At 51.9% G+C, this 21,386-nt stretch carries 19 protein-coding genes and 1 pseudogene; 7 read left to right on the top strand and 13 right to left on the bottom strand.

Annotated features, from left to right (window positions below; genetic code table 11):
• Window positions 1–5: 5 nt before the first annotated feature.
• From LOY56_RS09965 to LOY56_RS09940, 6 genes are all read right to left on the bottom strand, one after another.
• Entirely contained in the window at window positions 6–1,178 is a 1,173-nt protein-coding gene (locus LOY56_RS09965; protein WP_258621383.1) for a glycoside hydrolase family 28 protein, read from the bottom strand.
• 148 nt (window positions 1,179–1,326) lie between these two features.
• Complete coding sequence (locus LOY56_RS09960) at window positions 1,327–2,268, bottom strand: glycosyltransferase family 2 protein (protein WP_258621382.1); 942 nt, start codon at window positions 2,266–2,268, stop codon at window positions 1,327–1,329.
• 364 nt (window positions 2,269–2,632) lie between these two features.
• On the bottom strand, window positions 2,633–3,484 hold the full coding sequence (locus tag LOY56_RS09955) for a glycosyltransferase (protein WP_258621380.1): 852 nt from the start codon (window positions 3,482–3,484) through the stop codon (window positions 2,633–2,635).
• Window positions 3,485–3,569: 85 nt separating this feature from the next.
• Window positions 3,570–4,892, bottom strand: coding sequence for a UDP-glucose/GDP-mannose dehydrogenase family protein (locus LOY56_RS09950; protein WP_258621379.1), 1,323 nt, complete (start codon window positions 4,890–4,892; stop codon window positions 3,570–3,572).
• Between the two features lie 253 nt (window positions 4,893–5,145).
• Entirely contained in the window at window positions 5,146–7,374 is a 2,229-nt protein-coding gene (locus LOY56_RS09945) for a polysaccharide biosynthesis tyrosine autokinase (RefSeq protein ID WP_258621377.1), read from the bottom strand.
• A 43-nt stretch (window positions 7,375–7,417) separates the two neighbouring features.
• Window positions 7,418–7,858, bottom strand: a complete 441-nt coding sequence (locus tag LOY56_RS09940) for a low molecular weight protein-tyrosine-phosphatase (protein WP_258621376.1) — start codon at window positions 7,856–7,858, stop codon at window positions 7,418–7,420.
• Window positions 7,859–8,517: 659 nt separating this feature from the next.
• Between LOY56_RS09940 and galU the strand changes: the two genes are divergently transcribed.
• Genes galU through rfaH form a run of 3 tightly spaced genes read left to right on the top strand, consistent with a single transcriptional unit; the run spans window position 8,518 to window position 10,335 of the window.
• On the top strand, window positions 8,518–9,351 hold the full coding sequence (gene galU / locus LOY56_RS09935) for a UTP--glucose-1-phosphate uridylyltransferase GalU (protein WP_258621374.1): 834 nt from the start codon (window positions 8,518–8,520) through the stop codon (window positions 9,349–9,351).
• 49 nt (window positions 9,352–9,400) lie between these two features.
• On the top strand, window positions 9,401–9,832 hold the full coding sequence (locus tag LOY56_RS09930; RefSeq protein WP_258621372.1) for a phosphomannomutase: 432 nt from the start codon (window positions 9,401–9,403) through the stop codon (window positions 9,830–9,832).
• Entirely contained in the window at window positions 9,829–10,335 is a 507-nt protein-coding gene (gene rfaH / locus LOY56_RS09925) for a transcription/translation regulatory transformer protein RfaH (RefSeq protein WP_258621370.1), read from the top strand. Before LOY56_RS09930 ends, rfaH begins: the two co-directional genes overlap by 4 nt.
• Window positions 10,336–10,400: 65 nt before the next feature.
• On the opposite strand, the gene LOY56_RS09920 is transcribed toward rfaH, so the two are convergent.
• Window positions 10,401–11,237, bottom strand: coding sequence for an undecaprenyl-diphosphate phosphatase (locus LOY56_RS09920; RefSeq protein WP_258621368.1), 837 nt, complete (start codon window positions 11,235–11,237; stop codon window positions 10,401–10,403).
• Between the two features lie 304 nt (window positions 11,238–11,541).
• Here LOY56_RS09920 and LOY56_RS09915 point away from each other — a divergent pair, with 304 nt between their 5' ends.
• Window positions 11,542–11,958, top strand: a complete 417-nt coding sequence (locus tag LOY56_RS09915; protein WP_258621366.1) for a hypothetical protein — start codon at window positions 11,542–11,544, stop codon at window positions 11,956–11,958.
• Here the strand turns inward: LOY56_RS09915 and LOY56_RS09910 are convergent.
• From LOY56_RS09910 to LOY56_RS09890, 5 genes are all read right to left on the bottom strand, one after another.
• The gene (locus tag LOY56_RS09910; protein WP_258621364.1) at window positions 11,952–12,854 is read right to left on the bottom strand and encodes a universal stress protein; all 903 of its coding nucleotides are present in this window, start codon (window positions 12,852–12,854) and stop codon (window positions 11,952–11,954) included. The two genes, LOY56_RS09915 and LOY56_RS09910, sit on opposite strands and share 7 nt — an antisense overlap.
• Before the next feature lie 186 nt (window positions 12,855–13,040).
• On the bottom strand, window positions 13,041–13,640 hold the full coding sequence (locus tag LOY56_RS09905) for a serine protease (protein ID WP_258622599.1): 600 nt from the start codon (window positions 13,638–13,640) through the stop codon (window positions 13,041–13,043).
• Window positions 13,641–13,978: 338 nt separating this feature from the next.
• Entirely contained in the window at window positions 13,979–15,199 is a 1,221-nt protein-coding gene (arsJ, locus tag LOY56_RS09900; RefSeq protein WP_258621362.1) for an organoarsenical effux MFS transporter ArsJ, read from the bottom strand.
• Window positions 15,200–15,208: 9 nt separating this feature from the next.
• Window positions 15,209–16,213 carry an ArsJ-associated glyceraldehyde-3-phosphate dehydrogenase gene (locus LOY56_RS09895; RefSeq protein WP_258621360.1) on the bottom strand — a complete coding sequence of 335 codons (1,005 nt, stop codon included), beginning with the start codon at window positions 16,211–16,213 and terminating at the stop codon, window positions 15,209–15,211.
• Between the two features lie 26 nt (window positions 16,214–16,239).
• Entirely contained in the window at window positions 16,240–16,602 is a 363-nt protein-coding gene (locus LOY56_RS09890) for a metalloregulator ArsR/SmtB family transcription factor (protein ID WP_258621359.1), read from the bottom strand.
• Window positions 16,603–16,925: 323 nt separating this feature from the next.
• Between LOY56_RS09890 and LOY56_RS09885 the strand changes: the two genes are divergently transcribed.
• Together LOY56_RS09885 and LOY56_RS09880 are read left to right on the top strand one after the other, a co-directional pair.
• Window positions 16,926–17,189, top strand: a complete 264-nt coding sequence (locus LOY56_RS09885; protein WP_007900892.1) for a PepSY domain-containing protein — start codon at window positions 16,926–16,928, stop codon at window positions 17,187–17,189.
• Window positions 17,190–17,198: 9 nt separating this feature from the next.
• Complete coding sequence (locus LOY56_RS09880) at window positions 17,199–17,726, top strand: cytochrome b/b6 domain-containing protein (RefSeq protein WP_258621357.1); 528 nt, start codon at window positions 17,199–17,201, stop codon at window positions 17,724–17,726.
• A 70-nt stretch (window positions 17,727–17,796) separates the two neighbouring features.
• Here the strand turns inward: LOY56_RS09880 and LOY56_RS09875 are convergent.
• Window positions 17,797–19,474, bottom strand: a pseudogene (locus LOY56_RS09875) (MFS transporter).
• A gap of 364 nt (window positions 19,475–19,838) precedes the next feature.
• On the opposite strand from LOY56_RS09875, the gene LOY56_RS09870 reads away from it, so the two are divergent.
• On the top strand, window positions 19,839–21,341 hold the full coding sequence (locus LOY56_RS09870) for a PLP-dependent aminotransferase family protein (protein ID WP_258621356.1): 1,503 nt from the start codon (window positions 19,839–19,841) through the stop codon (window positions 21,339–21,341).
• The last annotated feature ends 45 nt before the right edge of the window (window positions 21,342–21,386 follow it).

Here is a 21,386-nt window from a genome sequence, read left to right as displayed (position 1 = left end):
CTAGGTTAATTTTTAATAATGGCAGGTTTTTTGAAATGGGCTTGACTATTTGATTCGATACCATTCAGATACAATCTATCAATTTTGGAGTTCTCACTTGTAATCTGAGGGTGGCTCCTATTCGAGGAGACGTTCTCCTCAATGAATAACTCTCTTACAAGGGTGTCGTTTATATGGATAAGCTTACTTTGTTTAAATGCAGGTTTTATTTTTGCATTCTTAATAATACAGACATCTACAAAACTCGGAGACTGATTCTTTTCCGCGTAGTATCTGATCGCAACGCCGGCTTCGGCGAACACCCCTTGCACATTATCTATTGAAACAAAGTGTATGTTATGGTCATTGCTCAGCGAGTAAATAGCAACCCCGCGCCATGTATAACAAATTGATGTGCACTGAGTACAAAATTTACTACGGCAGATTACATTACTAATCATTGCGGTTTTTACAGATTGTTTGTACGAACCATTTCCAGCCCACGGAACACCAGCTTCTATCGCGACCATGTCGTCATTTGAATACCCTGTAATGTTCCATATGTAGATATGATTGGACGAACCAGTTATACCATCACCCCTCATCCCCCCCTTCGGATTAAGCATAGAGATATATGCATCTATAACAACATCATGAATTCTAACAACATTACAATTCCAATGATTTATGGAGTGCCCCCTAACCTCTTTAACTAATACGTTCGCAACTTCTAGGTCATCAACCTTGTAAAAGACCATTCCTTTACTAAAATCTACCGCAGTGTTCCGTGGCCCGAATCGTTCAGGCGCCTGCCCTTGAGAGTTACCATCCAATACTCCACCAAACCATTTAATGGTAGAGTGGTTGCCTTTCTTAGTTTTAATCATGATGCAATTACTGTTGTCGGCAAGTTTAAAGACAACACCATCATCACAATACACATAAAGCCCACTCAAACCAGACTCAAGGTATATCGTCTTCGAAATCAAGTAAACAGCGGGCCCGGAGATCTTAATGGTTTTGTTTCCACCCTTAAATAAACCATTAAACGCGTCAGAAACATCACTAACTCCACTGATATCGAAATTTAGATCTTTGGTCTCATAAATAAAACCTTCTGACGCATTTGGCTCCGCTTTAACTGGGTTAATGAAAGGAATTAATGCCGTGAGCTTTACGAAATCTCTTCTACAAAGCATTTTTTCACCACATATGGATTTTAATTAACCCTAAACCCTAAACCCAACTAATTCAATTAACAAGAATCTAATTTTAAGTAGCTCTGCCTGACTTGGAAGAGAGTCGTTACAAAGTTCAACAATCAATCTAGCACAACGTGATACTTTTTTACTTCCATCTTTTACGAGTATCCAACCCTATAAGCGACACTAAAAGTGCAAAATTCCTATCAAATTTATGCATTGAAACACTATTTATAAAGCATTTTAGTAATGTTTTAATTGGCGCGCGCTCCCTGGTGGATATGAGCATATCGATTTGCGCCTTTTGTCGTGGGGTAAAGCTTGATTCATTTTGGTTTCTAAATGCCTGCGCTTGTTTAGTTACCATATTCAAGTAATCTCTAGCCTTAAGCCAAGGCCTTTCATTTAAAAGCAGCTTTATATATCGCTTCAAATCTAGTTTTTTTACCCCAATATGATTATTGCCATGTTGCCTATACAATATTGTTTTATCATTTACATATATTAATCGCCCATGAACACAGGCAGTCAGCGCTAGCCACCAGTCGTGCATTACCACTGACCCAATGAGTTCGCTACTCAATAATCCGCTACGTTCGATCAGCCGCCTATTCCCAGCGATAGTGCAACCGACAACAATATTTTGAAATATTAATTTTGAGAAATTCACGCCCGTTTGGGTGTCGAATCTTGACAACTTCATGAATGAATCCGATAAAACATTTAGATGACTATCTACAACATATAGATCTGTGAATACTAATTGAGGAATGTCATCCGATGTAATTCTACTCAACGTCTTGCTGACTTTATCCGGGAGCCAAATATCATCCTGGTCCGAAAACATAAAACATGCTGTATCAACAAGCTTAAGCAACATTAAAAAAGAACCAGCAGAACCTAGGTTTCCTAGACCATCATCAACTATAATAATTCTTTCATCTTTTTTTGAGTACTCAGATATAATTTTCTGCGTTTCATCATTCGACCCATCATCTCGAATGAGCAATGTCCAACTTTCATACGATTGTGAAATAATTGAATTCAACTGCTCCGAAATATACTTTTGTCCATTGTAAGTAGACATTAGTATTGTCAGAGTGGGCTTGCTGCAAAATTCCATATGGGGTGGCTCTTTTGCGAGGATTAGTATATATGACGATATTTACGCAGACTTCTGTCCAAAGAATGCTAATCTTCAAAAATGGCGAGCATTTGTTTTATTGATAACCGCTTTAGCTCAATAACAATGAACATACAATCGATAAAATCTGTTTCGCCTTCCACCATGTAGAAATCAGTCGCTATTGTTGGGCTGACAAACCTAACAATTGTTGTGAAGGAGACTTAATTTATCGAAAAATCGCACCAACAACTGACAAACCCTCAAAGGTAATGGCCAATTAACAAATCAACCCTTAGGAATTTATTAGTCTATTCTTAGGAATTTATTAGTCTATTTTTTTTATGAACTGGAATAAAAACTGGAACAGTGGCCTTACACTTTTTTTATACCAGCAGCATTTTATCATGTCAATTAATGTAAAACGCCGCTGGATAAGCCTAATTTTTGAACGAACTAAAAATTCATATTTCTTGTCATAGTAGCTTTTGTTTCTTTCATACAATGCATGCAAGGCGGTACTAAAAGTCATATTGCGCGAGACTCTTGTGGCGTCAGCCTCATCATGATGCATAATATAAAGTGACTGCGCCAACCTTAAACCTGCGCCGAATTTTTTTGATAACCGCAGCCATGTATCCCAATCCTGGAGTCTCGCAACCTTAGCATCGAAGCCACCAATAGCTTGTAGCTTATGTGTTTTTGTAAACACCTGATTAGATGCGATGTTATCAAGCAATAAGTCGTCAACCCTTATTATCTTATCAGCACCCCGGTAGTAATTTTTCTGTTTTCCACTCGAGTAAACATTTTTGAAATTGCTGCATATAAATGAGTACTGATCTTGCCAGCAATTCACGAACGTGGTTATTCGTGATGGTGTAAACTCGTCATCATCATCCAGCCCTGTTATGAACTCTCCAGATGCTGAAAATATACCTAGATTTCGTGCGCTGCAGGCGCCTTCAGGTGTTCTATTTCTCTTATAAACAATGTTTTTATGCTTTAATATCAACTGATTCAAGTATGCTTCTGTCTCATCTGACGAGCCATCATCGCACACAATTATTTCAATGTTAGGATAGTCCTGCTTTAACACTGAACCTATAGCTCTTTTTAATTTCCCAAACCGATTGTGGGTGGAGATGTACACTGTGACTAGCGGCTGTGGTCGGTTCATTTATACTTCCGTATCCCGCACTATTTATAAAGCCTTACGCCAGACTTAAAAATGGATTTTTTTGAAATCCGTTGCACCTCTGCAATTAACGACCAATTGACACGTAAGTAAAACCTTTCTTAAGCATTACTTTAGGATCAAACAAATTTCTCCCATCAAAAACTACTGGAGCTTTTAATTGATCTTTTACTTGTTCAAAGTCTGGCGCCTTGAACGATTGCCACTCTGTAATTATTATTAATGAATCGCTATCCTTTAGGGCTTCTTCTTTTGTGCCGCAAAGACTAAAGTCTTTACGATGCCCATAGATCCTCTGTGTTTCTTCCATTGCCTCCGGGTCGAAGGCGCGCACATTTGCGCCGTGTTTCCACAATGCTTCCATTAGCACGCGACTCGGAGCCTCTCGCATATCATCAGTATTCGGTTTAAAACTTAAACCCCAAAGAGCGAATGTTTTTCCTGCAATATCTCCATCGTAGTGGTTCATTATTTTTCTGAAAATCACACTCTTCTGGTCATTGTTTCTTGATTCTACAGATTTCAGAAGTATTGCATCAAAGTCCAGTTGCTCGGAGGTTTTAATGAGGGCTTTTACATCTTTAGGAAAGCAGGATCCACCATAACCGGATCCCGCATAGATGAAGTGGTATCCAATTCTTGGGTCTGAACCGATACCTTTTCGTACCATTTCGATATCAGCACCGAGCATTTCCGCCAAGCTGGAAATCTCATTCATGAAGCTGATTTTTGTTGCAAGCATGCAGTTGGCTGCATATTTCGTCAGCTCAGCGCTGCGAACATCCATGACAATTATTTTTTCGTGATTTCGGTTGAACGGAGCATATAGATCGCGTATGACTTCTTCCGTGCTAGCCTGCTCCGTTCCGACAATTATCCGATCCGGGCGCATGCAGTCAGATACGGCAGAACCTTCTTTTAAAAATTCCGGATTCGATGCAACGTCAAATGAGAGGTCAGTGCGGCCGCGTTGAAAAAGTACGCTCGCCACTCGGTCCTTCACTTTATCGGCTGTCCCAACAGGAACGGTAGATTTGTTAATAATGATACAATGGTTTTCAATATTATTTGCTATCGTTTCGGCAACGGCCAGTACATATTGCAGGTCCGCAGATCCATCCTCATCAGGAGGTGTGCCTACCGCAATGAATTGAACCTCTCCATGTTTCACTGCCGATGCAGAATCAATAGTGAACTTCAATCTTCCGGCGCTGTAGTTTTCCTTGACCAGGGCTTCCAGTCCAGGCTCATAGATTGGAATAATGCCCTGTTCAAGGTTTCTTACTTTCTGCTCATCTACGTCCACACAAACTACATCGTGACCAATCTCGGCTAGCACCGCCCCTTGAACAAGGCCTACATAGCCAATTCCGAATACAGTAACTTTCATGATGATTACCTGCGATATAAACGTTGGTTTTCGGCTCACACCGTTCACTTGGAAACCTAAGGGATACTAGGCGCCTTGATTGCTTTCACTAAACCTGGAGGTTCGGCGGCAAGAATGGCCGATGAAAGGCGGCGGCATTAAGGCACGCTACCGCCCCAGGATTTAATGTCTGATTCCTGAAAACGAACTGCTGATTTTTTGTATGTCTTAACCGTTGGGCAGTGTCTGCCGTCGGATGGAAAATGGTCGTCTGTCAGGCGTTGTCTGACTTGTATTCGTAGTTGTAATAACCGTAGCCGCCATAGCCGTAGCTATTGGCTGTTCTCTTTTCGACACCATTGAATATGGCGCCCCTGAGACTGATGCCGTTCTGGGCAAAGCGACGGATAGTCAGATCAATTTCGCGGACAGGATTCAACCCAAATCGAGTAACGATCAGGTTCGTGCCACACTGCCGTCCGACAATAGCGGCGTCGGTTACGGCTAACAAAGGCGGGGTGTCGAGAATGACCAAGTCATACAACTTAGATACCTGATCAAGAAAATCAGTGAAATTTCTATGCATCAAGAGCTCTGAAGGATTTGGTGGGATTGGGCCGCGTCCGATCAAATCAAAATTCTCGACTTCGGTTTTGTGGATGGCATTTTCTAACGTACAACGTTTACTCAGAATATCTGAAAGCCCATTGTCGACAGGGATGCCGAGCATTTTGTGCAGATAGCCCTTCCGCATGTCCACATCAATAAGCAGCACTCGCTGGCCGGACTGAGCAATGACACTCGCCAGGTTGGAGGAAATGAAGGTTTTTCCTACCTTCGGGCTAGGTCCTGAGATCATGAGTCGATTATTAGTTGCTTCCATCATGCCAAAATGCAAACTGGTTCTAAGGCTACGCAGCGATTCAATGGCCAGGTCTGTTGGATGGTTCGTAGCAAGTAAAAGTGTAGAGTTGCCATTTTTTGAGGCACTCCTAACTCTTCTATCTTCTGCAGTTTTTTGTAAATCACTATAGGGAACCGATGCATAGACGGGCAAACCTAACTGCTCAATTTCTTCGGCACTTTCAACTCCCCGATTGAGAGCCTTGCGCAACAGTACAATGCCGACGCCGATCAAAAGTCCCATTAATGTCGCGATGGCAACAATAATGGCTTTCTTCGGTTTTACCGGTTCGCTCAGGTCCACTTCTGCGCTGTCAATCAGGCGAACGTTACCGACCGTTCCTGCGCGCATAACGTCAAGTTCTTGGGAACGATTCAACAGTTGCGTATATATTTCGGTGCTAACTTTCACGTCTCGTGTAAGGCTCAACAGTTCTTGCTGAGTAGATGGGAGGCCCTCTACTTTTTTTGAGAGCCCGGCTTGCTTAGACGCCAGCTCACCCATTTGAGTCAACAATGCACGATAGGCTGGATGTTGAGGGGTAAATTTCCGATCCATTTCTGCTTGTTGTAGCTTCAACTCGGAGATGCTTGTATCTAATGACACTATCTGGTCGAGTATCGCTTTGGTTTCCAAGCTGATATCGATGGATTTGCTTCTGGTCTGGTAGGCGTTCAACGCATTTTCGGCTTTCTCAAGATCCTTGCGGACTTGTGGCAACTGCTCCCTCAAAAAATCAAGACTTTGTGCTGCTTCTGCAGAAGTACGCTCCACATTCTGACGAACATAAAGATTGACAATCTCATTCAGGGTTGTCGAGGCGAGCACTGGGTCGGAGTCCTCCAGTGATAGTGAAATAATTCCAGAGTCTTTGCCTCGTTCGGTAATGTTCAAACTCTCCTGATAATCTCCGATTCGTGTCAGGCGCTGGCGTTGTTCGATTCGAAATTTTGTTCCCGGATTAGCCGTTAGAGATTTTAACTGGACTTTTATATTTTCTGTCTGGAACAGCTCGCCCACTTTACTTTTGACGATTTCTTGATTGTCTCCATCATAAATTGAGTAACTTCCATTTTCTCCACTTACCAGCGTAAGTTTAGTGCCCTTGAGAACCTCAGGGATCTCGAACACATAAATATCAATGGCCTCGCCGCCCCAAGCGTAACTGTTCAGCCCAAGCCATGCGCTGGAGATTGATCCAGGATTTTTTTCTTCAAATTTTCTCGCGACATAGTTTCCAACAAAAGGAAAACGCTTGGGTTTTGCGATGACATCAAGATGCAAGGAATCTACAGTTTTGCCAATAATTGCTCTTGATTTAATAAGTTCGATTTCTGTTACTGATGGCGATTCCTTCCCCAGCATGCTGCTGACATCCGAGAAGCCAAGCATGTCATTCTTTTTGGCTTCCACCTGGATCAGCGCAGTAGCCTGATAAACCGGGGTCGCAAGAATTGCGTATGCTGCACCCGCCAGCAGAAAGGCTCCGGTAACGCCTGCAATCAGCCACTTGTGGTCGATGACTGTTCCGAGCAAACCCAGCAGGTCGATCTCGTCGTCTTCTTTTTCTGGTATCGGTGTCAGGTGCACTGGCTGCATATCGGATTCTTTGCCTGTATTACGATTCAAAAAGGAGTGGCCATCAGCGCGCCAAGCGCTGTGCCCATGCGAGTACGGCTTCTTCGATCAACGCATAAGCGTGCACAAAAGCAGGTTTGCCTTGACGATAGGGATCGCTGATTTCGCGATCGTCTTGCCATTTGCCCAGTAGCAACACCTTGCCTCGCGCTTCGGGGGCAATGTTGAGTACCCCGCTGACATGCCGCCTCTCCATCACCAGAATCAAGTCCGCCTCACTGACGGCTTGAGAGGTGAGTTGAACGGCTTCGTGCTCGTGGGGCAGATGACCATGCTCCTTGAGTACGGCATGTGCCGTCGATTCGATGGGTTTGCCCGCCAAGGCGGCGAGGCCCGCCGAGCTGACCTCGATATCGGAATGGACGAGTGCCCCGCGCAGCAGATGCTCCGCGGTGGGGCTGCGGCAAATATTGCCGACGCAGACAATCAAAACCCTTTTTAGCAAGATAACGTTCCCCGTCTTGTCAACATTGGCGGTGACCTAGCACTTGCCGAACATAAGAGCTTCAAACTACGAATGAGACCGGGTGTTGATCAACCCGGTAAATGCAGCTGCAACTTTAAAAACAATCAGTGCGTATTTATTACCATGACGTTTGAACAGCCCCCAACTTTTTCTTCAGACAAAAAATAACATTCCACTCTTCGAACACTAAAAATAACAGTCCTCGCATTTATCCAGACAATTTCTAACAATTACCATTTTCCCGCGACCGTTCAATCTAAATTACACCACTGTCGCGAATGGCTAATATATAGCCGTTCCGTTAGAACATTGCCAGGGCGTCGGGTATGAGATTAGAAGTTGAGTAAGAGATGCCTTGGGCAATAACTTTATTTAAAGCGGGTTGTGTCAGGGGTATGTCATGGAACCACCAGACCTGCTCGCCAGCCAATCGACCGCCCGATCGTTCTCTGTGCCCTCGCCTTGCGCGAAACATGGCGTACAGGCCTTTCGCTGCCCCTGCAGCGTTGCCAAGATTTTTCACGAGTGATCGAGCCATTTAGAGTCCGCACTCTCCAGCGTGCCGGTCCGATAGCCTAGTCGAACCTTTCCTACTGCCATTTGCCACTCCATCTGAGTCTACTTTCAAGGACGTTTCCATGATTCGTAAATGCCTGTTCCCCGCTGCCGGCTATGGAACCCGCTTTTTGCCCGCCACCAAGGCCATGCCCAAGGAGATGCTGCCGATTGTCAGTAAGCCGCTGATCCAGTATGCCGTCGAGGAAGCGCGTGACGCCGGCCTGAAACATATGGCTATCGTCACCGGCAGAGGCAAGCGAGCGCTGGAGGATCATTTCGATGTCAGCTTCGAGCTGGAACACCAGATTCGTGGTACCGATAAGGAGCGATTCCTGGAAGGCACTCGTGAGCTGATCGATAACTGTACTTTTTCCTACACCCGTCAGGTGGAGATGAAGGGCCTGGGGCACGCCATTCTCAGCGGTCGTTCGTTGATCGGTGATGAACCATTCGCCGTGGTGCTGGCCGATGACCTGTGTCTGAATCTGGAAGGCGATGGCGTACTGGCGCAAATGCTCAAGCTCTATGAGCAGTTCCGTTGTTCGATTGTGGCGATTCAGGAAGTACCGCGTGAGCAGACTCAGAAGTACGGCGTGATTGCCGGCGAGCTGATTCGCGAGGGCATTTACCGGGTCAACAGCATGGTCGAAAAGCCTAGCCCGGAAGACGCCCCGTCTAACCTGGCCATTATCGGTCGCTATATTCTGACCCCCGATATCTTCGACCTGATCGCTGACACCGAGCCTGGCAAGGGCGGTGAAATCCAGATCACCGACGCATTGATGAAGCAGGCCCAGAACGGCTGCGTGCTGGCTTACCAATTCAAGGGCCGACGTTTCGATTGCGGTGGCGCCGAAGGCTATATCGAAGCCACCAATTTCTGTTTCGAGCACCTGCATCAGAACGCCCTGTGATGTTGCTGACCCCCGATAGGGTCTTTATTACCTTATGGACGAAGCCTCTATGAAGACATTGAGCGGTTTCAAGGCAGATGACAGTCGCCCCCCGTACGGCGCTGACCTGAAGCACAACCTCGCGTACCGCATCGTGCGCGCCTATGCGTCGGAGTTGATCTTTTCTCGCGTGCAGAAACCGCCGGTGCTGTTGGTGGAGCGCATCGGCGCCTTCCCCTCTTCCGGGGAGATCCGCCGTCAAGTCGCGGATGGCCCGGCGCTACTGGCGAGCATCAAGCAGCGCTACGCCACCGATGCCCTCGAGTTCAACGAGAACGACGGCCTGAACCTGGTCTTTGCCGACTGGCGCCTCAGTGTTCGTCTTTTGAACGAGGGTGGTGTGGTGTGTCTGACCGTGGAAAGTCGCGGCGACAGCACGCTGATGCAGCGTAAAACCGCCCAGCTACTGGAGCAGATCGATACCGGGAGGGAATTTTCATGAACGCGACTGCAGAGCTCCCCGCCAAAGCCTGGTACCTGCTTCAGTGCAAGCCCAAACAGGATGAGCGCGCCGAAGAGCATTTGCAGCGCCAGGGCTATGCCTGTTTTCGCTCGACCTATCGGCGTGAGCGTATTTTTCGCGGGCAGCGTCGGGTGATCAGTGAGTCGCTGTTTCCGGGCTATCTGTTCATTCAACTGAGCCTTCAGGACAGTTGGGGCCCGTTGCGCTCGACCCGTGGCGTTTCGCGAGTCGTCGGCTTTGGCGGTCAGCCATTGCCTATCCGCGATGCACTGATCGACGAGCTCCAGGAGCGGGACAGCCAGGCGATCGTGACAACGTTGTTGAGAGAAGGAGATACGGTGCGCATCACTGAAGGCCCGTTCTCCGATCTCGAGGCGGTGTTCCTGGCCATGGACGGCGAGGAACGGGTGCTGTTGATGATGAATATCCTGCAGCGTGAACAGCGCATCAACCTGCCATTGGCAGGGGTTAACAAGATTTAGCGCGCCTTCAAACCCATATAAAAACGCCGCTCAACACGCGGCGTTTTTTTATGAATAGAGGAAACCTATGCCCCCTCCGAAAGGTGATTCCAGTCGACCCAACCCAAAAACCACGTCGCCAGGATCAACACGCCAAACGCGATCCGGTACCAGGCAAATACCGCATAACTATGGTTGGCGATGAACTTGAGCAAACCACGCACGGCAATCATCGCAAAAAGGAACGCGGCGACAAATCCCAGGGCAAATACCGGCAAGTCGGCGGCCTGGAACAGGTCGCGGTACTTATAGCCCGAATACACCGCGGCCCCCACCATCGTCGGCATTGCCAGGAAGAACGAAAACTCGGTAGCCGTCTTGCGTGACAGGCCAAACAGCAACCCGCCGATAATCGTCGATCCCGAGCGCGACGTGCCGGGGATCATCGCCAGGCACTGGGCGAAACCCACTTTCAAGGCATCGGTCCAGCGCATCTCGTCAACGTGATCGATCACCACCACATGCTCACGCTGTTCCGCCCACAACATGATGATTCCACCGACCACCAGCGCCACGGCCACGGTGATCGGGTTGAAAAGATATTCATGAATCTTGTCGGCGAACATCACACCCAGAACAACTGCCGGCAAGAATCCGATCAATAAATTCAGCGCGAAACGTTGCGCATTACGCTGGGTTGGCAAACCACTGGTGATCTCCACAATCTTGCGACGAAACTCCCAGACGACCGCCAGAATAGCGCCCAGCTGAATGATGATATTGAATGCCATCGCTCGCTCACCGCCGAATTCGAGCAAGTCCGCGGCAATGATTTGATGCCCGGTGCTGGAAATCGGCAAGAACTCTGTAAGCCCTTCAACCAACCCTAGAATCGATACCTGCGTGGTGGTCCAGAAATCCATTAATCCTCCGTTAAATCCTCTCGGCTGAAAGGTTTGTTGATGATGCCGAGCCTTTGATCCTGATCACGATTAAACCTGTCGGACCAGCGGAGGATTAAAGCGCACTCTCTACCCGCTTTAGCTAAACGTTATAAAACGTCCATGTCGGAGCACCAAGGCCGACCTGAGAATGAAATTGTTTTGCAGGACTGATACTTGTGTATCGCGAATTCATGAATGCCACTCATCGTCGGGTCGTTGACGTTTTGGCATTGGGCGCGCGCAATGTTCTACCCGAAAAATGATCGCCCAGAGACAACTCCACATGGCAAAGATCATAGTACTCGCCGGTGACTTCCCGCAGTGCGACGGGGAATATCATCTTGGAACCATCACGCTCAAAACGTCGCTCAAACCCCGGCGTGGAAACAGTTTTCCCGTCTCGGAATTCAAAGACCTGACCATTCAGAACACGGATTCGAACAAGAATATAAAGACCGCCATCGGCCTGGGTCTTGCGGGCGCCATGTTGCTCGGTCCCGTCGGAGCCATTGCCGGCTATCTGCTCGCTGGCAATAACACCGAGGTGACATTCATGGCCACCCTGAAAGACGGTGGAAAGCTGCTCGCCGCGACCGACAGTGATACCTACCAGGATATCTCGGCACGCGTCCAGAAAAAATCCCGAGGCGGTGGCCGAGGTTCTCTTTCCAGATCACCTGGCAACGGCCCCCTTTATTGATCCGCTTGTGGGGCGACTGCAAGAATGTTGCAAGGCACCCGATACAGAACATGCTCGGTCGTACTGCCCACCCACTTGTCCAGTCCTTTGCGATGCGCATTCCCCATGACGATCACATCGGCCCGGTGATGCGCAGCAAAATCGGCCAGCGCTTTACCGGGTGGCCCTGCCACGAAGTGTTGCCGTTCGGTGGGCACGCCATAGTGATCGGCCAATGCGATGAATGACTTGTGCAAAGACTTGCGTACGTCGCTGTTGAAGCCAGGCATTGTTACTGCACCCGCGCCCGCATCCGATAGATGCGTCTGCGCTAGATCGTAGGCATACAACAGGTGCATTTCTGCATGGCATTGCGTTGCCAATTCATTCGCAGCCTGGATGATCAGGTCATTGATTCCAGAGATCTGAGTCTCTGGGTGGGACGGATCGACTGCCGCCACGATCACGCGCGGAAGTGGGCAACCGACTTCGCTGACCAGGTGGACAGGCACTGGACATTCGCGCAGCAGATGCCAATCCAGCGGCGTAACGAAAACGCGTTTGAGTGCGGACTCGTGCTGCACGTCCTTGATGACCAGGTCCGCCTGCGTAGTTGCCACGTGCTGAAGGATCTCTTGCAGCGCGTCGCGCGTGAAAAGCACCTCGGTGCTCAGCGGGATCCCGCGCCCACGAATCAGCTCGGCTTCATCCTTGAGCCATTTTTCGTTCTCTTGCTGGCAGGCCTCACGAAACCGTGCACTGGCGTGTATCAAACCCAAGAGGTTGAAGTCTTCGATAAACACCGTGATATGCAGCGCTGCGCCTGTGGCTTCGGCAATGGCGACGGCCCGCTGCAGCGCCGGCGTGTGACGCATGGTAGGACCGGCTATTAGAAGGAGTCGTTGATATTGGCTCATGTCACACCTCCAAACGTTCTGGGATATCTGCTAGCCCCCCAGCCTCTCGTCTGTCACACCGTCAGCGATCTGCTATCGCCTCAATGATCTGGATCGACACAATCAATATACGCCTGGATTCAACTAACCAGCCATGATGGGGTTCATGAACCCCATCCCGACGGCCAATTGATTGATGACGCAACGTTACTTCTTGGCGTACTGCGCGCCGTGCGGATCATTAAGTTTCACCTGCATCAACTCCCATTCACGCTGAATGATCGAGTAAGGAATAAAGATGCTGACTCGCTCAGCCCCCTTTAATCCAGGGTGAAAACTCACATCATTAAGGGTGGTGGAGAAAAATCCGACATTGATACCGACAATGCTGCCGTCATTGCCGATGACGGGACCACCCGACATCCCCTTTATCATCGGGGCATCATGGATGGCATAGCGTTCGCCGCTGCCTTCATCGCTATTGATGAAGGGCGCCGGGTACACCTTGCCTTGGCCGGTGACGGTCGTCATGTAGGGGCTCGCCCCCACGGCGGTGATGTGTTCACCCACACGCGGTGCGCGCCATGACGGATAGCGGCCGTCGGCCTTGTGCTGGATGAAGACGAGGTCACAGCCGGTGCTGCAGCTGTATTCCACGTGGCGGATGAGGGGGGTGTGCCGCGTGGTGACGGCATAGTCTTCATTCCATTGCACGGCCGAGGCCATGTACAGATAGGGCAAGGGAAAGCCCGAGAAGACGGAGAAGTATGAATCATTGGCAGGCCCCGACAAGTCGGGTTTTACCATACCGTTGCATCCTGCAAGAACAGCTCCTGTTAAAAAGTAGGCCATGATTTTAATCATGATAATCACCGACTTATAAGGAGGATTTGATTTTTATTGTGGCGAAACTTTTAGTTGCCAGATTCTTGTGATTTCCCTCGCAGCGGTCGAGTGCGTTTATTTATGGCTTAAGCTGTAACAAATGCGTACAAATAAATTGTGCTAAGACCAATTGCTTTTCGATACATATAAAAAACCTCAACCATTTGACGCCTGAAAAATGGCACACGCATGAACAACTTACTAGAAATCAAACTTTCATAGTTGAAGTAAAGCGCGTGAAACAGCCGCTCTCAGGGCATTTAACGCACTTCGGCATGCCTCGGTAACGCCACGGAAATCAATGCCGCGAAAATAACAAACAGGCTGGATATCCATAGACACGCCTCCAGCCCGAAAGCCTGATAAACCCAGCCGGAGAGCACGGTGCCGATCAGCCGTCCCATGGCGTTGGACATGTAGTAGAAACCCACGTCCAGCGACACGCCGTCTTCCTTGGCATAAGACACGATCAGGTAGCTGTGTAACGAGGAGTTCACCGCGAACAGCGCACCAAAGCCCATCAATCCGCCTAACAGCACCCCCTGTTGCGATAACCCGGTGTTTAGCCCCAGTGCGATTGCCGCGGGCAGGCCTGCCAGAGCAAGCGCCCACAGAAACGCAGCGCGACCATCAGGAACATGCCCTCGTTGCTTGCCGGTGATTCGCGGCGCGAACGATTGCACGATGCCGTAGCCGATCACCCAGGCCGCGAGGAATCCACCGACCTTCCAGAAATCCCAGCCAAAGACGCTGCTCAAGTACACCGGCAACGCCACGACAAACCAGACATCGCGGGCACCGAACAGGAACATCCGGGCCGCCGACAGAATATTGATGGCCCGGCTCTTGGACAGAATGTCGCGAAACCTCGGCTTGGCTTTGGCCTTACCCAAATCCTTCTTCAACAGGATCAAGCTACTGACCCAGATCAGCGCCAGGACGCCTGCCATGCTCAGCAATGCCCCTTTGAACCCGATCAGGGCGAGCAATGCCCCACCGAGAAAGAAACCGACACCCTTGAGTGCGTTCTTCGAGCCGGTGAGGATGGCAATCCATTGGTAAAGCTTGCCCTGCTGCCCATCAGGCACTAACAGCTTGATCGAGCTTTTGGCGCTCATCTTGTTCAGGTCTTTGGCGATCCCCGACAACGCCTGCGCGGCCATCACCCAAGGAATCGTCAGCCAGGGCACTGGCACCGTCAGCATCAACAGCGCCACAACCTGCATCCCCAGCCCGATGTTCATGGTCCGGTTCAGGCCCAGTCGGGCGCCGAGATAACCGCCCACCAGGTTGGTGATCACGCCAAAGAGTTCGTAGAACAGAAACAACGCCGCGATTTGCAGCGGGCTGTAGCCTAACGCGTGAAAGTGCAGCACCACCAACATGCGCAAGGCACCGTCGGTGAGGGTGAAGGCCCAGTAATTGCCCGTCACGAGCAGGTACTGCCGCACTGGCGGAGCGAGGGCTGACAACGCTTTCATCACCGTTCCTTAAACAGCCAGGCCGACCATTCTGGCCAGTTCGACGGTGCGGTTCGCGTAGCCCCATTCATTGTCGTACCAGGCATAGAGTTTGACCTGGGTGCCGTTGATGACCATCGTCGACAGCGCATCGATGATCGATGAACGCGGGTCGGTGCGGTAGTCGATGGACACCAGCGGACGCTCCTCGAAACCGAGGATGTCTTTCAGTTCGTTCTCGGACGCGTCCTTGAGGAACTGATTCACTTCTTCGACCGTGGTGACGCGCTCGACTTCAAAGACACAATCGGTCAGCGAAGCGTTGGCCAACGGTACGCGCACGGCGTGGCCATTCAGACGCCCGCGCAGTTCCGGGAAGATTTCGGCAATGGCGGTGGCTGAGCCGGTGCTGGTCGGGATCAAACTCATGCCCGAAGCTCGCGCTCGGCGCAGATCCTTGTGGGGTTGGTCGAGGATGCTCTGAGTGTTGGTCAGGTCGTGGATGGTGGTGATGGAGCCGTGGCGAATGCCCAGCTTTTCATGAATCACTTTGACCACTGGAGCGAGGCAATTGGTGGTGCACGACGCAGCGGTGACGATGCGATGTTCCGCCGGGTTGAACAGTTGATGATTGACACCCATGACGATGTTCAACGCGCCCTGTTCCTTCACCGGCGCACTGACCACTACGCGCTTCACGCCCTGATCGAGATAAGCCTGTAATACCGCAACGGTCTTCATCTTGCCGCTGGCTTCGATCACCAGATCGCAACCCGACCAATCGGTGTCGGCAATTGCTGTGTTGGCGGTGACTTTGATTCGTTTGCCGTTGATGACGATGCTGTCGCCCTCGGAGTCGGCCTGGTAACTCCAACGGCCATGCACCGAGTCGAAGTTCAGCAGATGCGCATGGGTCGCCGCGTCGCCTGCCGGATCGTTGATTTGCACGAATTCAAATTCTGGCCAGCTCCAGGCTGCGCGCAACGCGAGGCGACCGATGCGGCCAAAACCATTGATGCCCACTTTGATAGTCATTTTTTATGCTCTGTCTTTGTTGTTCATCAAACCGGGCAGCAGGCAGCTACCCGTTCAGGACGGTCACCCATGCCTTCAAGGCGCTTGGCATCCAGGCTCAACCAGTGCCCGTTGGATTCGAGCACCACGGTCAGCATCTGATGCACCCAGTCCGGAAGATTTGGGTGAAGTCGGTAGTAAACCCATTGGCCCTGCCGACGGTCCGAGAGCAATCCGCCGGTGCGCAACTGCGCCAGGTGCCTGGATACTTTGGGCTGGCTCTGATTCAACGCACAGATCAGCTCGCAGACGCACAGCTCTCCCTCCCGGGCGATGAGCAGCATCATGCGGACCCGGTTGTCATCCGCCAGGCATTTGAAAACAGTGGTCGGCGTCAGAGGGTCTGCCATTGGTTTTCTCTGCGTTGGGTGTTCACGCATCCAAGGTGAATATATGCGTTTTTCCGAATATACGTTTTCCCGCATGTACGGGCAACGGCAAATGTGTCGACCCTGCGGAAAGTGGGACTTGCTCGACAATCGCCTGGCGTTGACGGCGGCACTGGCAAGCCTGGCTCCTACAAGATCGGCATCAAACGCCCGACAGTCCAGGGCGTTTGTTCGCAGCCCGCAACATCGTGACAACGATCAAAAGCTCAACTAATCTTCAGCGCGCGAGACTGATTGAGAATCTCTCGCGTTGTCGGACAACAACAATATTTCGAGGAAAACCCATGCGTAAACTTCTGTTGCTCTCCCTTCTTGCCGCCTCCCCCTTGGCTTTCGCCGGGACTCAATGCACCACAGCCGACAAGGCCCAATGGCAGGATCAGGCCAAGTTTCAGGAAGATCTGAAGGCCAAGGGCTACAACATCAAGAAGTTCAAGGTCACGAGCGGCAATTGCTACGAGATCTACGGCTGGGACAAAGACAAGCGCAAAGTCGAGATCTACTTTGACCCGGTCACCGGCAAGGTCGTGAAAGAAGAGATCGAGTAGGCCCCCCCTGTGAAAGCTGAAACCCTACGCCTCTGGGACCCTCTCGTACGCGTTTGTCATTGGTCCCTGGCGGTTGTCTTCATCAGCGACTACTTCCTCAACGAGGAAGGAGACGGCTGGCATCGCTGGCTCGGCTATTACGCCGTGGCGGTCGTGCTGGTGCGCGTAGTGTGGGGGTTCATCGGCCCACCATCGGCACGTTGGGCAGACTTCTGGCCGACCCCGACCCGCGTCGCTCATCATGGCCGGGCGCTGTTTTCCGGCAAGGGCTATCACCGCATGGGGCACTCGCCCATCGGAGCACTGGTGATGGTGCTCATGCTGCTGTTGATGACCGGCCTCGGTATCAGCGGTTTTTTGATGGAAGAAGTGGACTATTTCTGGGGCGAGGACTGGCTACGTGATGTGCATGAGGTTATGGCCAACGTGCTGCTCGCGCTAGTTTGCGTGCATATCGTCGCGGCGCTGGTGGAAAGCCTGCGCTTGCGTGAAAACCTGCCTCTGTCGATGATCACGGGCCATCGTCGCAAGCGCTAACTCTCAAGTACTCTTCTGCGCCCGCAAAGGTGCTTGCCCTCTCCCCCACGGGAAAGGGCATGTGCCAACCCTATGTGTGATGAATTTCCCGATCCTTGGTTTCCGGCAGGAAGAACGTGCCGAGAATGGCCGTCATCACGGCGATGACGATGGGGTACCACAGCCCGTAGTAGATATCCCCCGTGGCCGCGACCATCGCGAACGCCACCGTGGGCAGAAAGCCGCCGAACCAGCCATTGCCGATGTGGTACGGCAGCGACATCGAGATGTAGCGAATGCGCGCCGGGAAGAGTTCAACCAGCCAGGCGGCGATCGGGCCGTAGACCATGGTGACGTAGATCACCAGAATGGTCAGGAGCAGCAGCACCATTGGATAGTTGGTTTTCGCCGGGTCGGCTTTCTCGGGGTAGCCGGCCTCCTTGAGGGTGGTGCCGAGGGTAGCAACGAAGGCATCGTTGCGGGCCTTGAAGTCGGCAGCCGGCATGCCGGTGCCCTCGAAGCTCGAGATCACCTTGTCGCCGACGCGAACCTGCGCGATGGCGCCAGGTTCGGCTTTTTCGTTTTTGTAGGGGATAGCCTTTTTCGCCAGCAGGCTCTTGGCGAGGTCGCAGGAACTGGTGAATTTGGCCTTGCCCACCGGGTCGAACTGGAACGAGCACTTACTCTGATCGGCGATCACCGTGACCGGGTTCTTCGCCTGCGCGATGAACACGTCGGGGTTACCGTATTGGGTCAACGCATGGAAGATTGGAAAATAGGTCAGCGCCGCGAGGATGCAGCCCGCCATAATGATGCCCTTGCGGCCGATGCGGTCGGACAGACTGCCAAACACCACGAAGAACGGCGTGCCGATCAGCAGTGAGCCGGCAATCAACAGGTTGGCGGTCTGTGGGTCGATCTTGAGTGTCTGCAGTAGGAAAAACAGCGCATAGAACTGCCCGGTGTACCAGACCACCGCCTGGCCAGCGGTACCGCCGAGCAGTGCCATGATCACGATCTTGAGGTTGTCCCAGCGGGCGAAGGATTCGGTCAACGGCGCCTTGGAGGATTTGCCTTCTTCCTTCATTTTTTTGAACACCGGCGATTCGCTGAGCTGCAAGCGGATGTAGACCGACACGATCAGCAACAGGATCGACAGCAGAAAGGGAATCCGCCAGCCCCAGGCCTCGAACGCTTCGGTGCCGAGAATGGTTCGGCAAGCGAGGATCACCAGCAACGAAAGGAACAGGCCGAGGGTCGCGGTGGTCTGGATCCACGAGGTGAAATAGCCGCGCTTGCCGTTCGGCGCATGTTCGGCCACGTAGGTCGCCGCGCCGCCATACTCACCGCCCAGGGCCAGGCCTTGCAGCAGGCGCAGGCTGATCAGAATGATCGGCGCCGCCACGCCGATGCTCGCATAACCGGGCAAAAAACCCACCACGGCCGTGGAGATACCCATGATGACAATGGTGATGAGGAACGTGTGCTTGCGCCCGATCATGTTGCCCAGTCGGCCGAACACAATGGCACCGAAGGGGGCGCACGGCGAAGCCCGCGGCGAATGCCAGCAGCGCGAAGATGAAGGACGTTGTCTCATTGACGCCGGCGAAGAAGTGCTTGGCGATGATCGCGGCGAGAGAGCCGTAAAGATAGAAGTCGTACCATTCGAACACGGTGCCCAGGGACGAGGCGAAAATAACCTTGCGCTCCTCCCTGGTGATCCCGCGATTGGGTGCACTGCCCGCGGATGTATTGTCGATTGCGGCCATGAGTCTTCTCCGTCTTGCTCTTGTTATAGGCCGGAGTACCTCGCTACCTTTTTACCGCACCCAGGCCCTAGGGCTGATGTCATCGGATTACGGATTGCGCCAGACATGGAAACAAGCTGACGGCCTCGCATCGCTGCAAGGATTTCTTGAAGCATAATCGGCTTCGTGCAGATATCCACTCGGCCACCCCGCTCAATCCCGGGCCGATGCGCTGTCGAATCTCTATTCAGGCATCCGAGATCTCACGCGACACGTCTGGATGGCGTTGGCACAGATGACTTATCCAGTGCCTCTCGATACCCTACGCATCTCGGTACCTGATGGTGTTCCAGGTCAAACCACCTTCTCTCCAGACGAGCATCTGATGAAATCCCCTGCAGGTTTGCTGCTGTCGGCTATCGAGCTGGACCGTGCCAGTTCCATCCCCCTGTACCGCCAACTCTATTTGCAGATTCGCAAACAGATTCTCAGCGGAAAAATGCAAGGGGGCGTGCGCCTGCCGTCGACACGGACCCTGAGCAAAGAATTGGCGCTGTCGCGGATCACCATTCTCAATGCATTCGATCAGCTGATTGCTGAAGGCTTCCTGGCCTCGCGCACCGGGGCGGGCACCTATGTCGGCAATGAGTGGGAGCGTCGCGGGATTGCCGACGAAGAGCAGCGCCAGCCACCGCGCCTGTCCGACCTGAGCCAGTCCATGCTGTCGCTGCGCAGTAGTCATTTTCGCGGGGTTTCCTATACCGATTGGGACCCCGCGACCCCCACCTCATTCCTGCCCAGCCACAGCACCTACGACACGTTCCCGCTCGCGGTGTGGCGGCGCTTGATGAACCGCCATCTGCTCAAGCCGACCAAGGCCTTGCTCGGTTACGGCGAATTGCAAGGGTTGCTGGTCCTGCGCAAGGCGATTGCCGAATACGTTTTTGATGCCCGTGGCATCGACTGCACTGCCGAGCAGGTGGTGATCGTGTCCGGCGCACAGCAAGCCTTCAACCTGCTGGGCATGTTGCTGCTTAATCCGCAGGACAGCGTGTGGATGGAGGATCCAGGGCATATCGCGGCAAGAATTGCCTTGCAAGCCCAAGGCGCCCAAGTGGTGCCGTTACGCATTGATGAACAAGGGATCGATATTCAGCAAGGCCTGGCCGAGTGCCCCGACGCCCGCCTGGTATTCACTACGCCATCTCGCCAGCATCCCTTGGGCGTGACCATGAGTTATGCGCGGCGCCAGGCACTCATCGACTGGGCTGCGCAGTATCAGAGCTGGATCATCGAAGACGATTGCGACAGTGAATTTCGCTACAGCGGCCGCCTCCTCCCCGCGCTCTACGCCATGGACCGGATGGCTCGAGTGATCTACGTCGGCACCTTCAGCAAAGTGCTCTTTCCCTCACTAAGACTGGGCTATGTGATATTGCCGCAAGCCCTGATCGAACCCTTCTGCACCTTGCGCGCGGTGATGGATCGCAGCCCGCCCACGCTTCTCCAGGCGACGACGGCGGACTTCATGCGCGAAGGCCACTTCCTCGGGCACATCCGCCGCATGCGTGCGCTGTACCAGGCTCGCCAGCAAGCATTGGTCGAGCAACTTCAGCAACAGCTGGGCGGCTTCTTCAACATCACCCCGGTGGAAGCCGGCATGCACCTGATCGCCTGGCTGCCACCCACGCTTGATGACGACGCCATCGCCAGGGAACTGGCCCGGCACAACATCCACACTTATGCCTTGAGCGATTACTGCCTTGAGCATGTCCTGCCACCAGCCCTGCTCATCGGATTTGCCGGCACACCTGAGGACCAGGCCAAGGAGCGTGTCGAAGCGCTGGCCCGGGCCTTGAGCAAAATGGGGTACCTGCAGGCCACTTGAAGCAAGGGAAGTGGTCTTATGATTTAACTGATAATGGATCTATCG

This window comes from Pseudomonas sp. B21-048, from assembly GCF_024748615.1.
In the GTDB taxonomy this organism is placed as follows: domain Bacteria; phylum Pseudomonadota; class Gammaproteobacteria; order Pseudomonadales; family Pseudomonadaceae; genus Aquipseudomonas.
Note: the sequence above shows the minus strand (reverse complement) of the source record. Positions and strands in the feature narration are given on the sequence as shown.